At 59.9% G+C, this 15,448-nt stretch carries 14 protein-coding genes; 8 read left to right on the top strand and 6 right to left on the bottom strand.

The genetic code is table 11. The features are described from left to right. Window positions 1-345: 345 nt before the first annotated feature. Window positions 346-1,374: a Cdc6/Cdc18 family protein gene (locus CK500_RS14455; RefSeq protein WP_095637927.1), complete on the top strand. Its 1,029-nt coding sequence runs from the start codon at window positions 346-348 to the stop codon at window positions 1,372-1,374. Between the two features lie 18 nt (window positions 1,375-1,392). On the opposite strand, the gene CK500_RS14450 is transcribed toward CK500_RS14455, so the two are convergent. Then, entirely contained in the window at window positions 1,393-2,079 is a 687-nt protein-coding gene (locus tag CK500_RS14450; RefSeq protein ID WP_095637926.1) for an SOS response-associated peptidase, read from the bottom strand. Between the two features lie 301 nt (window positions 2,080-2,380). Between CK500_RS14450 and CK500_RS14445 the strand changes: the two genes are divergently transcribed. From CK500_RS14445 to CK500_RS14430, 4 genes are all read left to right on the top strand, one after another. Beyond that, window positions 2,381-4,294: a DUF262 domain-containing protein gene (locus CK500_RS14445; RefSeq protein WP_095637925.1), complete on the top strand. Its 1,914-nt coding sequence runs from the start codon at window positions 2,381-2,383 to the stop codon at window positions 4,292-4,294. A 384-nt stretch (window positions 4,295-4,678) separates the two neighbouring features. Further along, window positions 4,679-5,518 (top strand): hypothetical protein, encoded by an 840-nt coding sequence (locus CK500_RS14440; protein ID WP_095637997.1) that lies wholly within the window; start codon window positions 4,679-4,681, stop codon window positions 5,516-5,518. A 2-nt stretch (window positions 5,519-5,520) separates the two neighbouring features. Continuing rightward, window positions 5,521-5,826: a hypothetical protein gene (locus CK500_RS14435; protein WP_095637924.1), complete on the top strand. Its 306-nt coding sequence runs from the start codon at window positions 5,521-5,523 to the stop codon at window positions 5,824-5,826. Between the two features lie 2 nt (window positions 5,827-5,828). Beyond that, window positions 5,829-7,997 carry a type B DNA-directed DNA polymerase gene (locus CK500_RS14430; RefSeq protein WP_198951583.1) on the top strand — a complete coding sequence of 723 codons (2,169 nt, stop codon included), beginning with the start codon at window positions 5,829-5,831 and terminating at the stop codon, window positions 7,995-7,997. Window positions 7,998-8,136: 139 nt separating this feature from the next. Here the strand turns inward: CK500_RS14430 and orc4 are convergent, their stop codons facing one another. Continuing rightward, window positions 8,137-9,369, bottom strand: coding sequence for a DNA replication protein Orc4 (gene orc4, locus CK500_RS14425; RefSeq protein ID WP_049908454.1), 1,233 nt, complete (start codon window positions 9,367-9,369; stop codon window positions 8,137-8,139). Window positions 9,370-9,999: 630 nt separating this feature from the next. Beyond that, on the bottom strand, window positions 10,000-10,323 hold the full coding sequence (locus CK500_RS14420) for a hypothetical protein (RefSeq protein ID WP_092893735.1): 324 nt from the start codon (window positions 10,321-10,323) through the stop codon (window positions 10,000-10,002). Between the two features lie 137 nt (window positions 10,324-10,460). Between CK500_RS14420 and CK500_RS14415 the strand changes: the two genes are divergently transcribed. Beyond that, window positions 10,461-11,387, top strand: coding sequence for a helix-turn-helix transcriptional regulator (locus CK500_RS14415; protein WP_095637922.1), 927 nt, complete (start codon window positions 10,461-10,463; stop codon window positions 11,385-11,387). Beyond that, window positions 11,384-12,187, top strand: a complete 804-nt coding sequence (locus tag CK500_RS14410) for a DUF6036 family nucleotidyltransferase (RefSeq protein WP_095637921.1) — start codon at window positions 11,384-11,386, stop codon at window positions 12,185-12,187. The genes CK500_RS14415 and CK500_RS14410 overlap by 4 nt, the downstream gene beginning before the upstream one ends. 11 nt (window positions 12,188-12,198) lie before the next feature. Here CK500_RS14410 and CK500_RS14405 read toward each other — a convergent pair whose 3' ends face one another. Then, complete coding sequence (locus CK500_RS14405) at window positions 12,199-13,014, bottom strand: hypothetical protein (RefSeq protein WP_095637996.1); 816 nt, start codon at window positions 13,012-13,014, stop codon at window positions 12,199-12,201. 163 nt (window positions 13,015-13,177) lie between these two features. Here CK500_RS14405 and CK500_RS14400 point away from each other — a divergent pair, with 163 nt between their 5' ends. Next, window positions 13,178-13,936, top strand: a complete 759-nt coding sequence (locus CK500_RS14400; RefSeq protein ID WP_049967109.1) for a potassium channel family protein — start codon at window positions 13,178-13,180, stop codon at window positions 13,934-13,936. A 134-nt stretch (window positions 13,937-14,070) separates the two neighbouring features. On the opposite strand, the gene CK500_RS14395 is transcribed toward CK500_RS14400, so the two are convergent. Together CK500_RS14395 and CK500_RS14390 are read right to left on the bottom strand one after the other, a co-directional pair. Continuing rightward, window positions 14,071-14,997, bottom strand: coding sequence for an ArdC-like ssDNA-binding domain-containing protein (locus tag CK500_RS14395; protein WP_095637995.1), 927 nt, complete (start codon window positions 14,995-14,997; stop codon window positions 14,071-14,073). A gap of 87 nt (window positions 14,998-15,084) precedes the next feature. Further along, a complete protein-coding gene (locus CK500_RS14390) occupies window positions 15,085-15,432 on the bottom strand; it encodes a hypothetical protein (RefSeq protein ID WP_095637920.1) in 348 nt (115 codons plus the stop codon). Window positions 15,433-15,448: the final 16 nt, after the last annotated feature.

Genomic DNA, 15,448 nt, shown 5'->3' with positions numbered 1-15,448 from the left:
TACTGCAGGATCATCTGGGTTCCACCTTTCCTCTTCCTGCACTTCTACGTCCGATAGACGTACCTGCCCACTAGGGTCCGATTCGAATTGGGACTTTTTCTGCTCCAGATACGTCGCCATTAGAAATCTGGTACAGACTCCTGGTTAAAAAAGCCCCCTTGATGATGGGGAGATACCGCTAGAAAGGAATTCGTCAATGTTTCCGGAACTACTGTTTCCGGAAAAGAGTATGGATAGAACGATAACCGCACGACAAAGAGAGCCAAGATATTATCAGCATTCGTTTCCGGAAACGACCCGGGCAGATTTTTAATACTAGCTGAAGAAGCCGTCTACCAGATATAGATGATCCGCGATGCTCGCGTTCTCCGTGCGGGGTTCGTTCCTCGGGAAGTTGAGCATCGCGACGCCGAGGTCAACCACCTCTCCAGCGTTCTCGAGCCCATCACGAACGGAGAACCCGCCGACACCGCTATCGTCACCGGACCCAGCGGAACCGGGAAGACGTGCATCTCGAAGTTCGTCACGGAACGACTTCGAGAAGAGGTCCTCGACGTCGAGGCCATCTACGTCAACTGCTGGCGTAACTACACCCGATTTCGGACGCTCTACCAGATCCTCGACGACCTCGGCGCGACCATCGACATCCACCGGCAGTCGACGCCCCACGACGAACTCGTCGATCGCCTCCAGCAGCATGACGGCCCGCGAACCGTCGTCATCCTCGACGAGGTCGACCAGCTCGAAGACCCCAGCGTCATCTACGACCTCCACAGCCTCCCGCAGTTCGCGATCATCTGCATCGCGAACAAGGAAGAGGAGCTGTTCAGCCGCGTCGACGACCGCCTCGTGAGCCGACTGCGCTCCAGCGAGCACGTCCGGATGGACAAGTACCACGACGAGCAGCTGTACGACATTCTGAGTGCGCGGGCGAAGTGGGGCCTCGATGAGGACGTCATCACCGACGACCAGCTCTACCGGATCGCCGACGCGGCCGCCGGCGACGCCCGCCTCGCAATCGGCATCCTCCGAACAGCCGCCGGCAAGGCAGATCGCGAGAACCACGAGCGCATCACCGACGACATTCTCCTGGACGCCGCCGAGGATGCTCGGGCCCAAATCAAGCAGAAGAGCCTCGACTCGCTCACGCCGCACCAGCGCGTCGTCTACGACGTCGTTCGCGAGCACGGCCCGGTCGGGCCGAGCGAAATTCACGAGCGCTATACCGAGGACGTCGATGATCCGCGGACGAAGCGGACTATCCGCACGTACCTCTCGAAAATGGAGCAGTACAACCTCCTCGAGGCGGAAGGGACGAGTCGAGACCGAGAGTACTCGCTCGTCGATTCGGCAGCGGCGTCGCCGATGCAGTGACTGTGACCCCATCAGCTATCAAGAACTGAACTCGCCGAGGTCCGATTGCTCGTGGTCCAGCGGCTCGATGACCTGGGGATCGTCGTTGCCAGGGTTGTTGACTCGCGTCGAGATCTCGTAAGCGTCCAGGTCGTCGTTCGGATATGGCTGGCACAGTTCCTTGCGGGTGTCCGGGTCTGCGGCAAGCCAGTCGGACTCAGCGTCCTTTGGGAGGACGACCGGCATCCGGTCGTGGATTGAGTTCATCAGGTCGTTCGGCTCCGTCGTGAGAATCGTGACGCACGAGATCCTCTCATCATCACCCTCCCAGACATCCCAGAGCCCGGCCATCGCGAACGCGGAGTCGTCCTCGCGAAAAATCCGGTAGGGCTGTTTCGACCCGCCGTTTGGCGATTTCCACTCGTAGAACCCTGACGAGGGGACGAGGCAGGGACGTGATTCCCACGCCCGCTCGAAGACGCGTTTCTCGTCGGCAGTCTCGGAGCGAGCGTTGATGATACCCTCCTCGGGCTCATCCGCCCAGAACGGAATCAGTCCCCAGTGGTAGGCGTCGATCTCGTCTGGAGCCTCGTTCGTGACGATGTGGAGGTCGTCGCCAGGCGCGATGTTGTATCGGGGTGTATAGCCTCCGTCCGCGACGACCTCGGCATCGAAGCGGGCCTCGAGGTCTGCTTGGTCGATGAAGAGCGAGTTCCGGCCACACATACCGATGAGTTCGGAGGGTAGCATCTTCAACGTGGTCGCACAGGAACTTCGTGGAACCAACGTACTTAACCAACATACGCCCCGTCATCCATAGAGTGTTGGTTAACGGAGGCAGTACTAGACAAGTCTGATTCTGGAAACTTCACGGAACCGGACGCACGATCCCAAAATTCGGCGACTAACTCACCCACACCGTAACTCAGCCTCTCAGCCAGGCCTTCGAGTTGATCCGGGGGAGAATACACCCGGAATTCGATGGGCGACGACAGAGTATAAATACTCATCTTCCGTTCTGGTGACCATGTCCAGACAGGTCTCGGATTATTTGTCTGAAATAAACGACCATATCTTTCTTCCCGGCCTCCAGCGGGAGTTTGTCTGGAATCCCAGGCAGATTGAGGAACTGTTCGATTCATTGATTCGAGACTATCCAATCGGAGCCATAACTGAATGGAGAGTTCGAGCGGCCAATATCAGCGACTACAACTCGTATAATTTCCTACGGATGTATGTTGCCGATGACTATCGGCCACCGGATCCAGTTTTGGCGGAATACGACCTCTACAATCAGGAGGTTGAAGACAAAGAACCGGAGATTCTGATTATAGACGGCCAGCAGCGCTTGAACTCGCTCTATATCGGTGTCGAGGGGGGAATAACAGTATATAATGGCGGACGGGGGAAGCCCAGTGATGAGCTCCAGTACTGGGAAGGCCAGCGGCTGTGTGTTGACCTATTCGGTCACCCAGAGTACGATCGCGACGATACAGCAGGCGACTACGGATTTGAGTTCAAATCGACAGGAAAGTTTGGAGGAACGGACGAGACCGGCTATACCATGACCGGCGACACGCGACACCTGTGGATGCCGGTCGGGGAGTTATGGAACGGAGGCAACGACGGGGGCTCCGGGAACTCCACGGTACTTGAGGGAAGAACACTTAGCGAAGTCGTCGATGAATACGTGGACACCGCCGAATTGAGGGCGGACAACGAAACCCGCTACCAGCTGCGCAGTATTTCGATGGCCGTCGCGAGAGACATTACGAGCAACGTTCTACAGGACGATCTCGAAACGGACAGTACGAACAAGGATAGATCCGAAATTCCCGAGATATTCACTAGGCTGAACATGGAGGGCTCTGATCCGAAGCCCTACCAGCTCCTCCTCTCAAAGCTCATGAGTTATTGGCCGTACGCCGAAGAGGAGGACGAGCGAATCAATCCTAGGGAGGTCATCCAAGATTGGATTGACGAATTTAAACAGAAATTCCCTGAGTATGAGCAAGAAATCGACCGGAAGCTGTTTCTCCGGTATACAGCATACTTAGTCGGAACAGACCTCCTCCGCAGCAATCTTAGCAGTATCGACGAAGAAAGAATGGACGAGATGCGCGAGCGGTGGCTGTATAATGAGCCCGTCGTCGCCGGACGGCGCTTCGAGTGGTTTCGGACATCGCTCGAGAAGGCGTTCCAGACAGTAATCGAGAGCGGGATTCGGAGCTCGGTTATGAACACGATGCCCATCTTCGCGCTACTTGGCGTGTTCTATTACCAGAATCCGGATGCTGAGGTCTCCGACGCGAATCGCGAGAGTGTTTTCCAGTTCGTCGCAAGAGCCCTCTTGCTGAACAAGTACTACCAAGTTCTGACCTACGGCAAGTGCCGCAACTGGATGCGATACCTTCGCGAGTGGGAACCAGAACCCGACGAACCCATCGTTTTCCCAGGCGAGGAGCTATTTGAATCGGAGAACATCAGCCCATCTGCTGAAGATATCCGTCGAGTCGTAGCCAACGCTCGTTACGAGAGCAGCCCAGGAGAGCCTGTATTTACCGACACAGATGTCACGGCAGTACTCGGCCTCATTGAGGAATCATATACACAATCGACGTCCACCAGTATTGGCGACTACTCGGTTGACCACATCTACCCGAAAAGCAGGGCAGAATCCGTATCTGAATCTATTGGCGAGACTGTTGATCTTAATCGAATCGGGAATCTACAGCTGTTGCCACACGAGATGAACGAAGAGATCAAAAGCGACCAGTGGCCCCACGACTGGTTGGACGACCTCGGCAACGCCGAGGCTGAGCGTATCCAACGTGTCAATCAGTATCCCGATATCGAGCCGACTCCGGAGAACGCACAGGCGTTTATTCGGGCTCGCGAAGAGCAGATTACCGACTACTTGATAGACAAATACGTGAAGTAAAGAGAGAACTGCAAGTCGCAGTTTCCTTAGAGTTCTACAGAAATCAAACTGAGATACCGGCCTACTGAGCTCCTTACGTATTAACCAACAGATAGAGGGCGCATGCATCCAATTGTTGGTTAACGGAGGAGGCGCCTCATATCGAAATTGTTCTCGGAAGTGTTCATCCTAACACGAAAACACGCAAACAACGACGCCACTCGTTGTATTCTGATCGATTCCCTGAAATGCGGAAGCGACACGCCGCGGCTTATCGGGAATGTGGCCCTTTAGTCGAGTATGGGAGAACACTCAACGTCGAACCGATTAACGGTGGACCAGCCGACACGGGGAGCCGACCGCAATCGGTCCCTCGCTGACCAGGCCGATCCGGCTACGGACGGGATGTTGTTGCCGTCACTCGGCGACGGCATCACGCTGCTCGACGTCGAGGGAGGCCGCGGCGTCCCAATCCTGCAGTCGCTCGTACTCGACCATCTCCTTCTGCACGACGGGCCCGCCTTCTGGGTCGACGCAAATGGTCACGCGACGACGACGACACTCGCTCAGATCGCGCCCAGTCAACGGTTGCTCAACCGAATCCACGTGGCACGCGGATTTACCGCCTACCAGCACTACGGCGCCGTCTGTAATCTCCCGACGGCAGTGAACAAGTCGATCCAGATGTCCACCACTGACGCCGGGACGGCCGGTCGAGGGGAACCGAGTCGTGACGAGGACACGTCGCCCCACACACCTGCCCTCATCGTCGCGCCGGCCGTCGACGTCCAGTACCGCGCCGACGATACCCTCGGCGAGACCCACGCGAGAACCCTTCAGGCTCGAACTCTCGCCCGGTTGGCGACCTACGCCGATGGGTACGACATCCCGGTGCTCGTTACGCGAAACGAACGAAACGAATTCACCGAGCCAGTCGCGACGGTCGCCGACCACCACCTGGAGTGCGAGCAGACGCGGATGGGGCCACGGGTCGTCGGCGAAGACTTCGAGACGCTCGTCTATCCCGTCGACGACGGCGCGTACTACCAGACGACGTTCGCGTACTGGCGGCAGCTGCTCGCGGCACGCGCCACGCAGGTCGGCGTGGAACCGACGACGCCGGCGCCGTCGACGCCGACCCCGGAGGGCGTCGGAACGGGCGTCATCGCTGACGGTGAGACGGTGGCGGCCACTGCGGACCCCTTGCTCGATGCGTGGACCGCGACCGGGACAGGAGGCCGATAGCGATGGGGCGCACAAACCCGACGTACCGGGATGCGCTCCGGGCCATCGAAGAGCGGTGGGCGGAGTTCCGCCAGGCACTGCGGCGTCGCGACCAGCCGCGCTTCGACCGGCTGTTCGAGTACGCCCGCGAGCACGCCGACGCGAGCGGGCTGTTGAACCACCAAAACCCGCTGCTGTCGGCGCTGCTCAGCATCGATCTTGAACAGGAGGGGCGCCTCGACGATCACGAAGAGCGCCTCGAGGAACTCGAAGCCGCGGTCGCAGCACGCGATGACCAGGAGAGTGCCCCACCGGACTCGAACCCGTGACGATGCCGTTCAGTATCGACTTTCTGGACGACGGCCGCGTCCTGGAGTGGGAGGCAACCGCCGACGGCGCCGTCGCGACCGAGCGCGATGACTACACCCCACGCTTCTACGTCGCCGCTCGCGACCCAGCGTCCGACATCGACCTCACGACGCTCCAATCGGTGTACGACCAGCACCCGGATGTTGTCGCGACCGAACTGGTTGCGCGACGCCCCGGCTTTCGACGCGACGAGGAGGCCGTTCTCGCAGTCGACGTTGCCCACATCGATCGCGTCACTCCACTCGCCCGGCAGGCGCGTCAACTGTCGGACTATCCAGTCGGGGATCTCGCCTGTTTCAACGTGGACTTTTCGAGAGAGTTTCGGTACTGTCTGGAGACCGGCGCCGATCCGACGCCGGCGAACGAGCTGTCGACGCTCCGACTCAGTGTTCCGGTGACCGAAACGAGCAACGACGTCTACGAGGAACTGTCCGTCGCCGGCGACACCGTCACCGGCTCGCCGACGGATATCCTGACCGCCGTCCAAGGGGCACTCGAAGCGCACGATCCGGACGTCCTGGTCTGCTCAACCAGCGAGATCGTCCCGACCCTGTACGAGATGGCGACGGACGCCGGCGTCGACGGCTTCTCGCTGAGTCGGTGGCCGGACGTCGACTACCAGCAGCTCGCGAGCCGGTCGACGTACTCGAGCTACGGCCGCGTCGGCCACTCGCCGGCGCGGTACAACGTGCCCGGCCGGGCGATTATCGACGAGTCGAACACGTTCTTCTACGGAGAGACGAACCTCGACGGCGTTCTCGACCTCGTGTCGCGCTCAAAGAAGCCCGTCCAGGAACTTGCGTGGGCGTCGATCGGGAACGTGCTCACGGCGATCCAGATCTGCGAGGCCCACGACCGCGACGTCCTCGTGCCATGGAACTCCTGGCGTCACGAGTTCTACAAGCCGATGGGGACGCTCCACGACGCCGACCGTGGCGGCTTCATCTTCGCACCCAAGGTCGGGCTTCACGAGAACGTCCATGAACTCGACTTCTCCTCGTTGTACCCGAACATCATCTGTACCCGGAACGTCTCGCCGGACGTCATCCGGTGTGAGTGCCACAGCGACCGCGACGACATCCCCGGCCTCGGGTACTCGATCTGCGACGACCGGGGCTACCTCGTCGACGTGCTGCAGCCGATCATCGACGCGCGCGACGAGATTAAGGCGGCCATCCGTCACGAGAAGGAACGGGACAACCCCGACGAGGACCGGCTGGCGGAACTCGAGGGACGGTCGGGTGCGCTGAAGTGGATCCTCGTCGCCTGCTTCGGCTATCAAGGGTTCAGCAACGCGAAGTTCGGCCGCATCGAGTGCCACGAAGCAATCAACGCGTTCGCTCGCGAGATTCTGCTGACGGCGAAACAGCGGCTGGAAGCTGGCGGCTGGCGGGTCGTCCACGGCATCGTCGACTCCATCTGGGTGACGCCGGACCCTGACGTCGACGACGAGGACCGCGAGGACCTCGGGACGCTTGCGACGGAGATTACGGAACGCGTCGAGATTCGGCTCGAACACGAGGCCCACTACGACTGGGTGGCGTTCGTCCCGCAGCGCGAGAGCGACGCCGGCGCGCTAACGAAGTACTTCGGAAAGGTCGCCGGCGACGACGACTTCAAGGTCAGAGGCATCGAAGCCCGGCAGCGCTCGACCCCGCCGTTCATCGAGGACGTCCAGCGGGACTGTCTCGACCAGCTCGATGCCACGCGGTCACCGGACGCGGTACTCCGACGGCTCGAACGAGCAATCGGCGAACTACAGGCGGGCAACGTAGAAGTAGAGCGGCTCGTTGAGCGGAACCGTGTCTCCAAGCCCCTGGAAGGCTACTCACAGAATACCCAGAACGTGGCCGCCTTGAAACGGGCCCGCGAGCAGGACCTGGCAGTCCACCCGGGCCAGGATATCGAGTACGTGGTCGTCGACGACGAGAAATCCTCGCGAGACCGGGTCGCCCTCGCCCACGAAGCGATCGGGACCTACGACGCCTCGTACTACGAGACGCAGCTGGTCAGAGCAGTCGAGAGCGTGCTTTCACCGCTCGGGTGGGACCGAACCGATATTCGCCGAGAGCTCTCCGGTGAGAGGGACGCCGTTTTGACCTCGTTCGGAGCCTCCAACGAACTGTCGTAGTGGACCCCACCCCTGGTTTCCGTCGTTTCGATCCAACCCCACGTTTCCGACGTAATTTTCGACCCCCCTCGTTTCCGTCGTTTCCTCACGCCCCACCCCGGATTTCCGTCGTCCGCACCCACTCAGTAGTAGGGGGTCACTACTCGCGAGTCCAATCCTGCATCCGGCTGTCCTCGAGGATCGTTTCGCGGACGACCTGGGGATCTTCGATGAGTCGGTTCTGGAGGTGGATGCCGCCCGCACTCCCCTTGTTGATCTTCTCGATTTCGACAACCCCGAGGAAGGCTTGCTCTTTCAGGATGTCGCGGAACCGGCGGACGGAGAGGATATCCATATCGAGATGGTTGCAGATGCGTTCGTACTGGTCGTACACCCGACTCGTGAGGAACGCATCGTCGTTGCTGTTGACACTCAGCTCCGTGAGCGCCAGCAACGCCGCCTTCGCCTGCGTGGGTGCGCCGTTCACGAGTTCTCTGAACCGGTCCTTTTCGGCGTGCTGCTGTGCCTGGCGGACGTGTTCCTCCGTCACCTGCTCTGCTCCGGCCTCGTAGGCGACCTCCCCGGCGTGGCGAAGAATGTCGATCGCCTTCCGAGCGTCACCGTGCTCCTGCGCGGCGAAGGCCGCCGAGAGCGGAATCACGTCCTCGGAAAGGACGCCGTCCTGGAAGGCGTCCTCACGGTTGAACATAATCTCCCGTAACTGGTTGGCGTCGTATGGCTTGAAGAACAGCTCCTTGTGCTGGAAGCTGCTTTTCACGCGCTCGTTCACGTTGTCGACGTACTGGATCTTGTTGCTGATCGCGATGACACCGACGCTACAGTCGATTTTTCCCGCCTCCTCAGCGCGCGAGAGCTTCATCAGCACGCTGTCGTCGTTCATCAGATCGATCTCGTCGAGGATGATGATCACAGAATCGAATTGAGCGTCGAGCGTCTTCCAGAGGAGTTTGTAGTATTTCGACGTACTGAGGCCGGTATGGGGGACGGAGATTCCAGTCGAAGATTCATCGTTCAGCTTCGCGGCCAGTGAGGAGATTGCTTGAGTCTCCGTGTTGTCTTCAGCACAGTCGATATACGCGGTTCCAATCTCGACGCCATCCTGAGCGGCATTCTGAGCTCGTTGGCAGACGTGTTTCGAAACGAGAGATTTACCAGTCCCCGTTTTCCCGTAGATCATCACGTTTTCTGGGGAGTACCCGTGGACAGCACCGTTGAGACGTTTCGCGAGCTTCGAGATTTCCTCGTCGCGACCGACGATCCGGTCAGCCTCCGGCACGTGGCCGATTTTCAGGAGATCCTTGTTCGCGAAGATGCGATGCCCGGATTCAAAGAGTGGATCGTCGACAGAACTGGGTGAAGAGTCGGGCGTCATTGAATATCACACGGTGTGAGCGGGGGGAGTATAAATCTAGTGGAGAACGCCACCCCACGTTTCCGACGTTCCTTGTCCGATATCAGCCGGAAAATGCCGTCATTCGGGGGAATTGGATTGCTGACAATATAACCGCGTTTCCGACGTGAGAGAGGAAACCCATAGACGGAAGCGGCGCGTTGTTGTCGAATCCCGAACCCACACACCCCACGTTTCCGTCGTAATCACCGAACAGGTGGGGAGGGGACTCGAAGAAGACATCCACGACGGGATACCAAAGACGAGAGCGGCCTAGCCGTCCAATACTGGCCGCCTACAGAAGCAGCTGGAAAGGATCGTTTCATCTGAGGGGGCGAAGTACTTCGCCCCCTCCTTGGTTGAAGTACACTTAATGAGCGTTTCTCAGCTATACTACTTTAATCTATGTGTTGGAGAAGTTAGTTCTTCTCTAGATTGGTTCTAGGTCAACAGAATTAGTGGCTGCATAGCGCTATCGTAGCCTCTCCCTATGCCGTCGTGGAGAAACGACGGAAACGCGGGGGGTGTGGTCCCTTCGAAATCAGCGCCACCCCCTCCACCAACATCCAGTTACGACGGAAACGTGGGGTGGGTGTCCTCCATCATCGAGTTTTACTCGTCCGGGTTGACCGGACCCTTGTACTGAGAACGAATCTTCTCTCCCTCCCGCCACTGCCAGTAGTAGTAGCGATTGTCGTTGATTTCCTTGATCGTGATCGTCGCTTTGGCAGGGACGTCGTCCGGGAGATCGTCCGGTCGCTCTTCGACCTCTTCTTGATCTGCCGACTCCTCGAGACGGGCCTCTCGTTCCTTGTGCTCGGCGAGCGCTTCAGCGTACGTCGCAACGTCTCGGAGCTGCTCCGGGTCCGACTCGTTGAGCGTGTTGACGATCTCCGTCGGGAGGTTCGCTGGTGGGGTCGGGGGTTCGTAGGACATCGGCTACTCTCGTGTTAACCAACACGGCCCACGAATCATAGTTTTGTTGGTTAAGACGATGGAGACGGCTCTCGTGCCTGCTGACTGTAACACTACTCGAAACTTCTTTATATACAAGTTTCGTACTATGTTACACCGTGCTCCGGCGCATCGAACTCGATGTCCTCGCCACGGTCGACCGTGGCGACACGATCTCCGAACTCGCGACGAAGCTCGACCACAGCGAGAGTTACCTCTCACGTGCCGTCGCCGACCTCGTCGAGAAGGGACTCGTCTACACGGAACGCGACGGCCGCCGAAAACGAGTCATCCCGTCAGACGCTCGTGCCGTCGAGCTCTACCAGGACCTCGTCCGCCAGCACTCCCACATCGACTTCCCCGAGCTGCTGACCGGGAAGACACTCGAGGTGCTGTACTACCTCGACCAGCCGCGAACCGTCTCCGAGATCGCCGACCGGAGCGACAACTACCGCAACACGGTCAACCGGGTCCTCAAGCGGTTTCGCGACCGTGGGCTCGTCGGGACGGCCGACGGCCACTACGAGTTCAACGCCGACTTCGACCGCCTCCACGAGTTCGCCCGTGAACTCGCACACCATCTGCATCGCCAACGCCTCGAAGCCGTCGCCCCGAAGGGCACGATTCTCTGGGAGGACTACGACGAATTCCTCGCCCAGGCTGAGACGGAGATCGACGCGGAGGGGTTCCACGAAACCGGCCTCGCTCGGTTCGCGGCCTTCGACCTCCAGTTCCTGCTCACCGGCCATCGCTACTACCTCTACTCCGAGGACCTCGATGCAATCTCGCCGGCGGAGCTTTGCTGTCACACGCTGCTCATCGACGACGGCAGCCGCCACCGCTCGTACTGTCTCCTCCTGCTCAGCCACGTCGACGTCGACGAGGCGGACCTCCGAGAGCAGGCGGCGAAGTATGGCCTCGAAGACGAAATCGACGCCTTGCTGCGCTATCTCGAGACGCACGGCGAGGTCGACGACGACCGGCTCCCGGAGTGGGACGAGTTCCAGGAGCTAGCGGCTGACTACGAGGTGGATCTACCACAATGAGACCAACATTCGGACGTGAGTACATCGAGAACGAATTCCAGCGAATCGGGGACGGGTTATCTGAACCGCTCACGGTCTACCTGATCGGTGGTGGCGCGATGTCGCTGCGCGACCTCAAGGGGGCGACGAAAGACATCGACCTGGTCGTCCCGGATGGCGACGCATACGGTCAGCTGTGGGCCGTCCTGATGGACCTCGGGTATGCGGAGGTCCAGTCGCTGGATCCAGATTACCGGGCGCTTGGCGCGACGAGCTGCGTCGAGAACGACGATGGGTGTCGCCTCGACATCTTCAACCAGCAGGTCGCGAACAAGCTCGTGCTCACCGACGGGATGCAAGAGCGCAGCGAGCCGTTCCTCGACACAGATCGACTGACGGTTCGGCTGGTCAGCAACGAGGATATCTTCCTGTTCAAGGCAATCGCCGGCCGCGACGACGACATCGAGGACATGAATATGCTCGTGCAGGCCGGCCTCGATTACGACGTCGTCCGAAAAGAACTCGAAGCCCAAATCGAACGCCTGGGGGACGATCAGTTTGCTACGTTCGCGAATGAGGCCCTGGTCGAACTCGAGGAGCGGTACGGGGTGACCACGCCGATCGAGGGCCGCGTCCAGGAGCTCACGAATAGGTACTACCGGGGGCTCGAAGTCCTCCAGGCACTCGATGAACCGATGACCGTCGACGAACTGGCCGCCGAACTGGAGCTGGATGCCGACGAGGTTCACGACCGGATCGCGTATCTCTCAACCTTCGACCGTGTCCGTCAGGATGGCGACACAGTCCGTCCCGTGGAGTAGTCTGGTCACGACTACGGGGAGGGAAGGCGGCCGTCCGGTCGGGGAACGCGGCCCCGTTTGATCTCGTGATCGACGCGACGCAGATGCTTGCAGCCGCCTTCGGGTGAACGTCGCTGCCAGTCGGGACAGGTACACGATTCGTCGACGACGTCGACTTCGTACCTGTTGCCGGACGCGGACTGCACCTCGTAGCGGCCACCCTTCGAGAGGAGCGAGACGTCCATCGCTTCGGCGACGGCACGCTTCGTGCGGGGCTCAAGATCGTCCTTCGACTGTGCGTTCTCGTCGACGACCAGTCGGTCGCGAACGTCGCCCGTTCGGCCACCGTCGGGAGCGACGGCTTCCGCAGGGCCACTGAGCCGCTCGTGGAGCACTTCCTCCACCGGATGGCCTTCCGGCCACAGGTAGTGGACTTCGCGGCGCTCGCGATGGTCGTAGGAGCCGCACGCGGCTGCGCACCCAGTCCAGACGCGCCAGGCACCCAACGCGGCCATCACGTCGACGATGTCACGGGGAACCGTCTGGTGGTCGTCCGGGAAGAACACCCGGAAGCGGGTACACGCCTCCTGCGGCGGGACGGTCTCCCACCAGTCTTCGCTGGAGCCCCAGCTGTCGTACATCGCGTCGTCGCTCCCGTAGCCGACGGTCACGCCGTCGATCGGCGTCCAGTCTGCTGGGAGGTGGTCCGACTCGCCTTCGAGCACCCGAAGAACGGCGTATCGGAGGTACTCGTGGGCTTGGTTGTCTGTGGTTCGAGCGACTTGGTCGTGTTGCTTGGCAACGTGCTCGGCTTCCTCGAGGACCGTCGTGAGATTGGGTTCAGTCATCATTCGACGGAGGTCTGAATGCGCCTCCGTCCCTCCGAGGGCGCAGAAAAACTCCCAGTAGCTGATGGACTGGCTTTCACTCAGAATGACTGTTGATAGACACGGTGAATGCAGTGTTCGCGTAGGCGGTGCTATTTACAGATATGGGGACGCTACACTAGGTATGGTTGCCACGTACTCGATACTGTCACTACTGATCATCTTCGCGCTGTCGTTGTTGATTGTGCGTACCGGCTCGATTGCACTGGAGATGACGGGCCTTTCACCAGATGTGGCCTCCTTCCAAGCCACGTCTGCGTTCTCTGGAGCCGGATATACGACCGAAGAGGCAGAACAGGCTATCACCACCGTCGGCCGCCGTAAAACCGTGAAGGCGCTCATTCGGCTCGGCAGTATTGGACTGCTCGGTGCGATTTCGTCACTTATCCTTTCGTTCACGCGAACTGGTGGCGACGACCTGTTGAACTTGCTGTATATACTCGGTGGCGCCGGTGTGATCATTCTGTTCGCACGAAGTCGGTGGTTCAACCGCCTCGTGACGCCGCTAATTGAGTGGGCGCTGAGTGAGACGACAGAGTTGGAGATCTCGGATTACGCCCAGTTACTCGGACTGCAACGCGAATATCGTGTGGTGGAGGTGGAAATCAGCGCGGGTGATTGGCTGGCAGGGGAGTCGATTTCGGAGCTGGATTTACCACGCGAAGGGGTGTTGATACTCGGCATCCGTCGTGATGATTCATATATTGGTGCGCCACAACCAGATACGGAGACGAAACCGGACGACACGCTCGTCCTCTATGGGAAACAAGACCGTCTCAAAGAATTGTCAGACCGGCTCAGTGGTGATGCTGAGGCTCGGGAAGATGCTGTTGAAGACCACGAGGAAACGCTTGAAGAGCAAAAACAACTCATTGAACAATAATAGGAACCACACCCCGATTTTGACCTCCTGATCAGGACGTACAATTGACTGAAAGAACGGCGACATCACATTTGGATTAACCAACAATACAAAACCACGCATCCTTCTGTTGGTTAACCGAATGGACGAGGGAGTCATTCCTCGAGGAGGTCGATGAGCTCTTCTGCTGTGGAACTGATCCGTCCAAGCCGCTCGCGAACGACCTCGGGGTCGTCCAACTCCCAGGCTGCGAGGTAGAACGCTGACCCACTGGTGTCGAGCCCGCAGTAGCGCCCGACGACGTACGCGACGGCTTCGGCCTCGACTTCGCGTTTCGACCGCTCGGTGTCGTCGTCGACGTCGAAGTGGAGCAGAGCGTGAGCGTACTCGTGAATCAGCGTTCGCGCGAGGTCGGCCTCGTTCTCCCGATTACGCACCTCGACGAGCGGCTGAACGTCGACGAGGCTCAGCTGCTCGCAGATGCCCTTCGCCTCGCCGTGGGTCCACTCCTCGGCTGGAACGATCCGCACCGTCACGCCGAGCTCATCAGCGGCGGCAGTTAGCTGTTCGACGAGGTCACCGGCGTCGCCGGTCGCTTCCGTGTCGAGGTCGGGAAGCGGCTCGCCCTCGGTCTGGGAGACATCGAACACCGGCGCGGGCTTGAACCCGACCAGGCCCTCGGACCACTCCTCGGGCGACGTCTCATCGTAGTCACAGTCGCTATCCTCGTGATAGCTCGGCGAATTCTCGCACTCCGGGCACTGCTTGGTGATGATCGGCGCCCAGATCCAGATGGCCGACTCACCCTCCTTGACGTGGCGGTCGAACTCCTCCTGCCACGTCCGGTAGCCCGCCACCCGGCTCGCCTCGGGACACTGCCGCTTGATGAGGAGCGTGTTCCGGTAGGAGTAGTCGTGGAAGCGACTCTGGACGTCCAGCCACTCCTGGAACTCGTCGCTGGCCTGCGCGTCGTCGACGCCGGCGACGAGGTCGTCGATCCACTGTTCGATCGTACTGTTCATCTCGTCGGATCGCGTGTCGGTCTGGTCGAAGGAGACCGACGAATCACTGGTCGTAGACATCGTGATCACCGAATCGAATTAACGGCAACTGCGTCTGCTCAGACCGCGCCGCACCCCTCAGGGGCGTTCAAAAAACCGCTCTGTCGGTCAGCGGAGCTCGTGGCGTTCGTCTGCAAAGCCGACCGTGACGAGGTACTCGAGGAACTCGTCGAACCGCTCGACGTCACTGGGCGTGTCGGTCGCAAGATGACGCGCCCACTCGATGGCCCACTGGAAGGCGGGATCCGTGCCGCCCTTGCCGTGGATGTACCACCACCGGGCCGCCTTGAGAACCACTATAGGATTCGTCGGCGGCTGCTCACCGGCGAGCCCACGGGTGATGGATTCGATTTCGTCGGGCACGTCGGCGGAATCGACCTCTGCTGATTGCGTGTTGTCGATATCGACGGGAATATCGTCGACCGAGACGTTGTCGGGACTCTGTTGTTGACTCACTGGAAGTCACCTCTGA

The organism is Halorubrum salipaludis (genome assembly GCF_002286985.1).
Lineage (GTDB): Archaea > Halobacteriota > Halobacteria > Halobacteriales > Haloferacaceae > Halorubrum > Halorubrum salipaludis.
Note: the sequence above shows the minus strand (reverse complement) of the source record. Positions and strands in the feature narration are given on the sequence as shown.

Coding starts and splice junctions, on each gene's coding strand:
- CK500_RS14400 (WP_049967109.1), top strand. CDS start 13,178: ATGGTTGCCACGTACTCGATACTGTCACTACTGATCATCTTCGCGCTG.
- CK500_RS14395 (WP_095637995.1), bottom strand. CDS start 14,997: ATGTCTACGACCAGTGATTCGTCGGTCTCCTTCGACCAGACCGACACG.
- CK500_RS14420 (WP_092893735.1), bottom strand. CDS start 10,323: ATGTCCTACGAACCCCCGACCCCACCAGCGAACCTCCCGACGGAGATC.
- CK500_RS14450 (WP_095637926.1), bottom strand. CDS start 2,079: ATGTGTGGCCGGAACTCGCTCTTCATCGACCAAGCAGACCTCGAGGCC.
- CK500_RS14435 (WP_095637924.1), top strand. CDS start 5,521: ATGGGGCGCACAAACCCGACGTACCGGGATGCGCTCCGGGCCATCGAA.
- CK500_RS14405 (WP_095637996.1), bottom strand. CDS start 13,014: ATGACTGAACCCAATCTCACGACGGTCCTCGAGGAAGCCGAGCACGTT.
- CK500_RS14455 (WP_095637927.1), top strand. CDS start 346: ATGATCCGCGATGCTCGCGTTCTCCGTGCGGGGTTCGTTCCTCGGGAA.
- CK500_RS14440 (WP_095637997.1), top strand. CDS start 4,679: ATGTTGTTGCCGTCACTCGGCGACGGCATCACGCTGCTCGACGTCGAG.
- CK500_RS14430 (WP_198951583.1), top strand. CDS start 5,829: ATGCCGTTCAGTATCGACTTTCTGGACGACGGCCGCGTCCTGGAGTGG.
- orc4 (WP_049908454.1), bottom strand. CDS start 9,369: ATGACGCCCGACTCTTCACCCAGTTCTGTCGACGATCCACTCTTTGAA.
- CK500_RS14445 (WP_095637925.1), top strand. CDS start 2,381: ATGTCCAGACAGGTCTCGGATTATTTGTCTGAAATAAACGACCATATC.
- CK500_RS14410 (WP_095637921.1), top strand. CDS start 11,384: ATGAGACCAACATTCGGACGTGAGTACATCGAGAACGAATTCCAGCGA.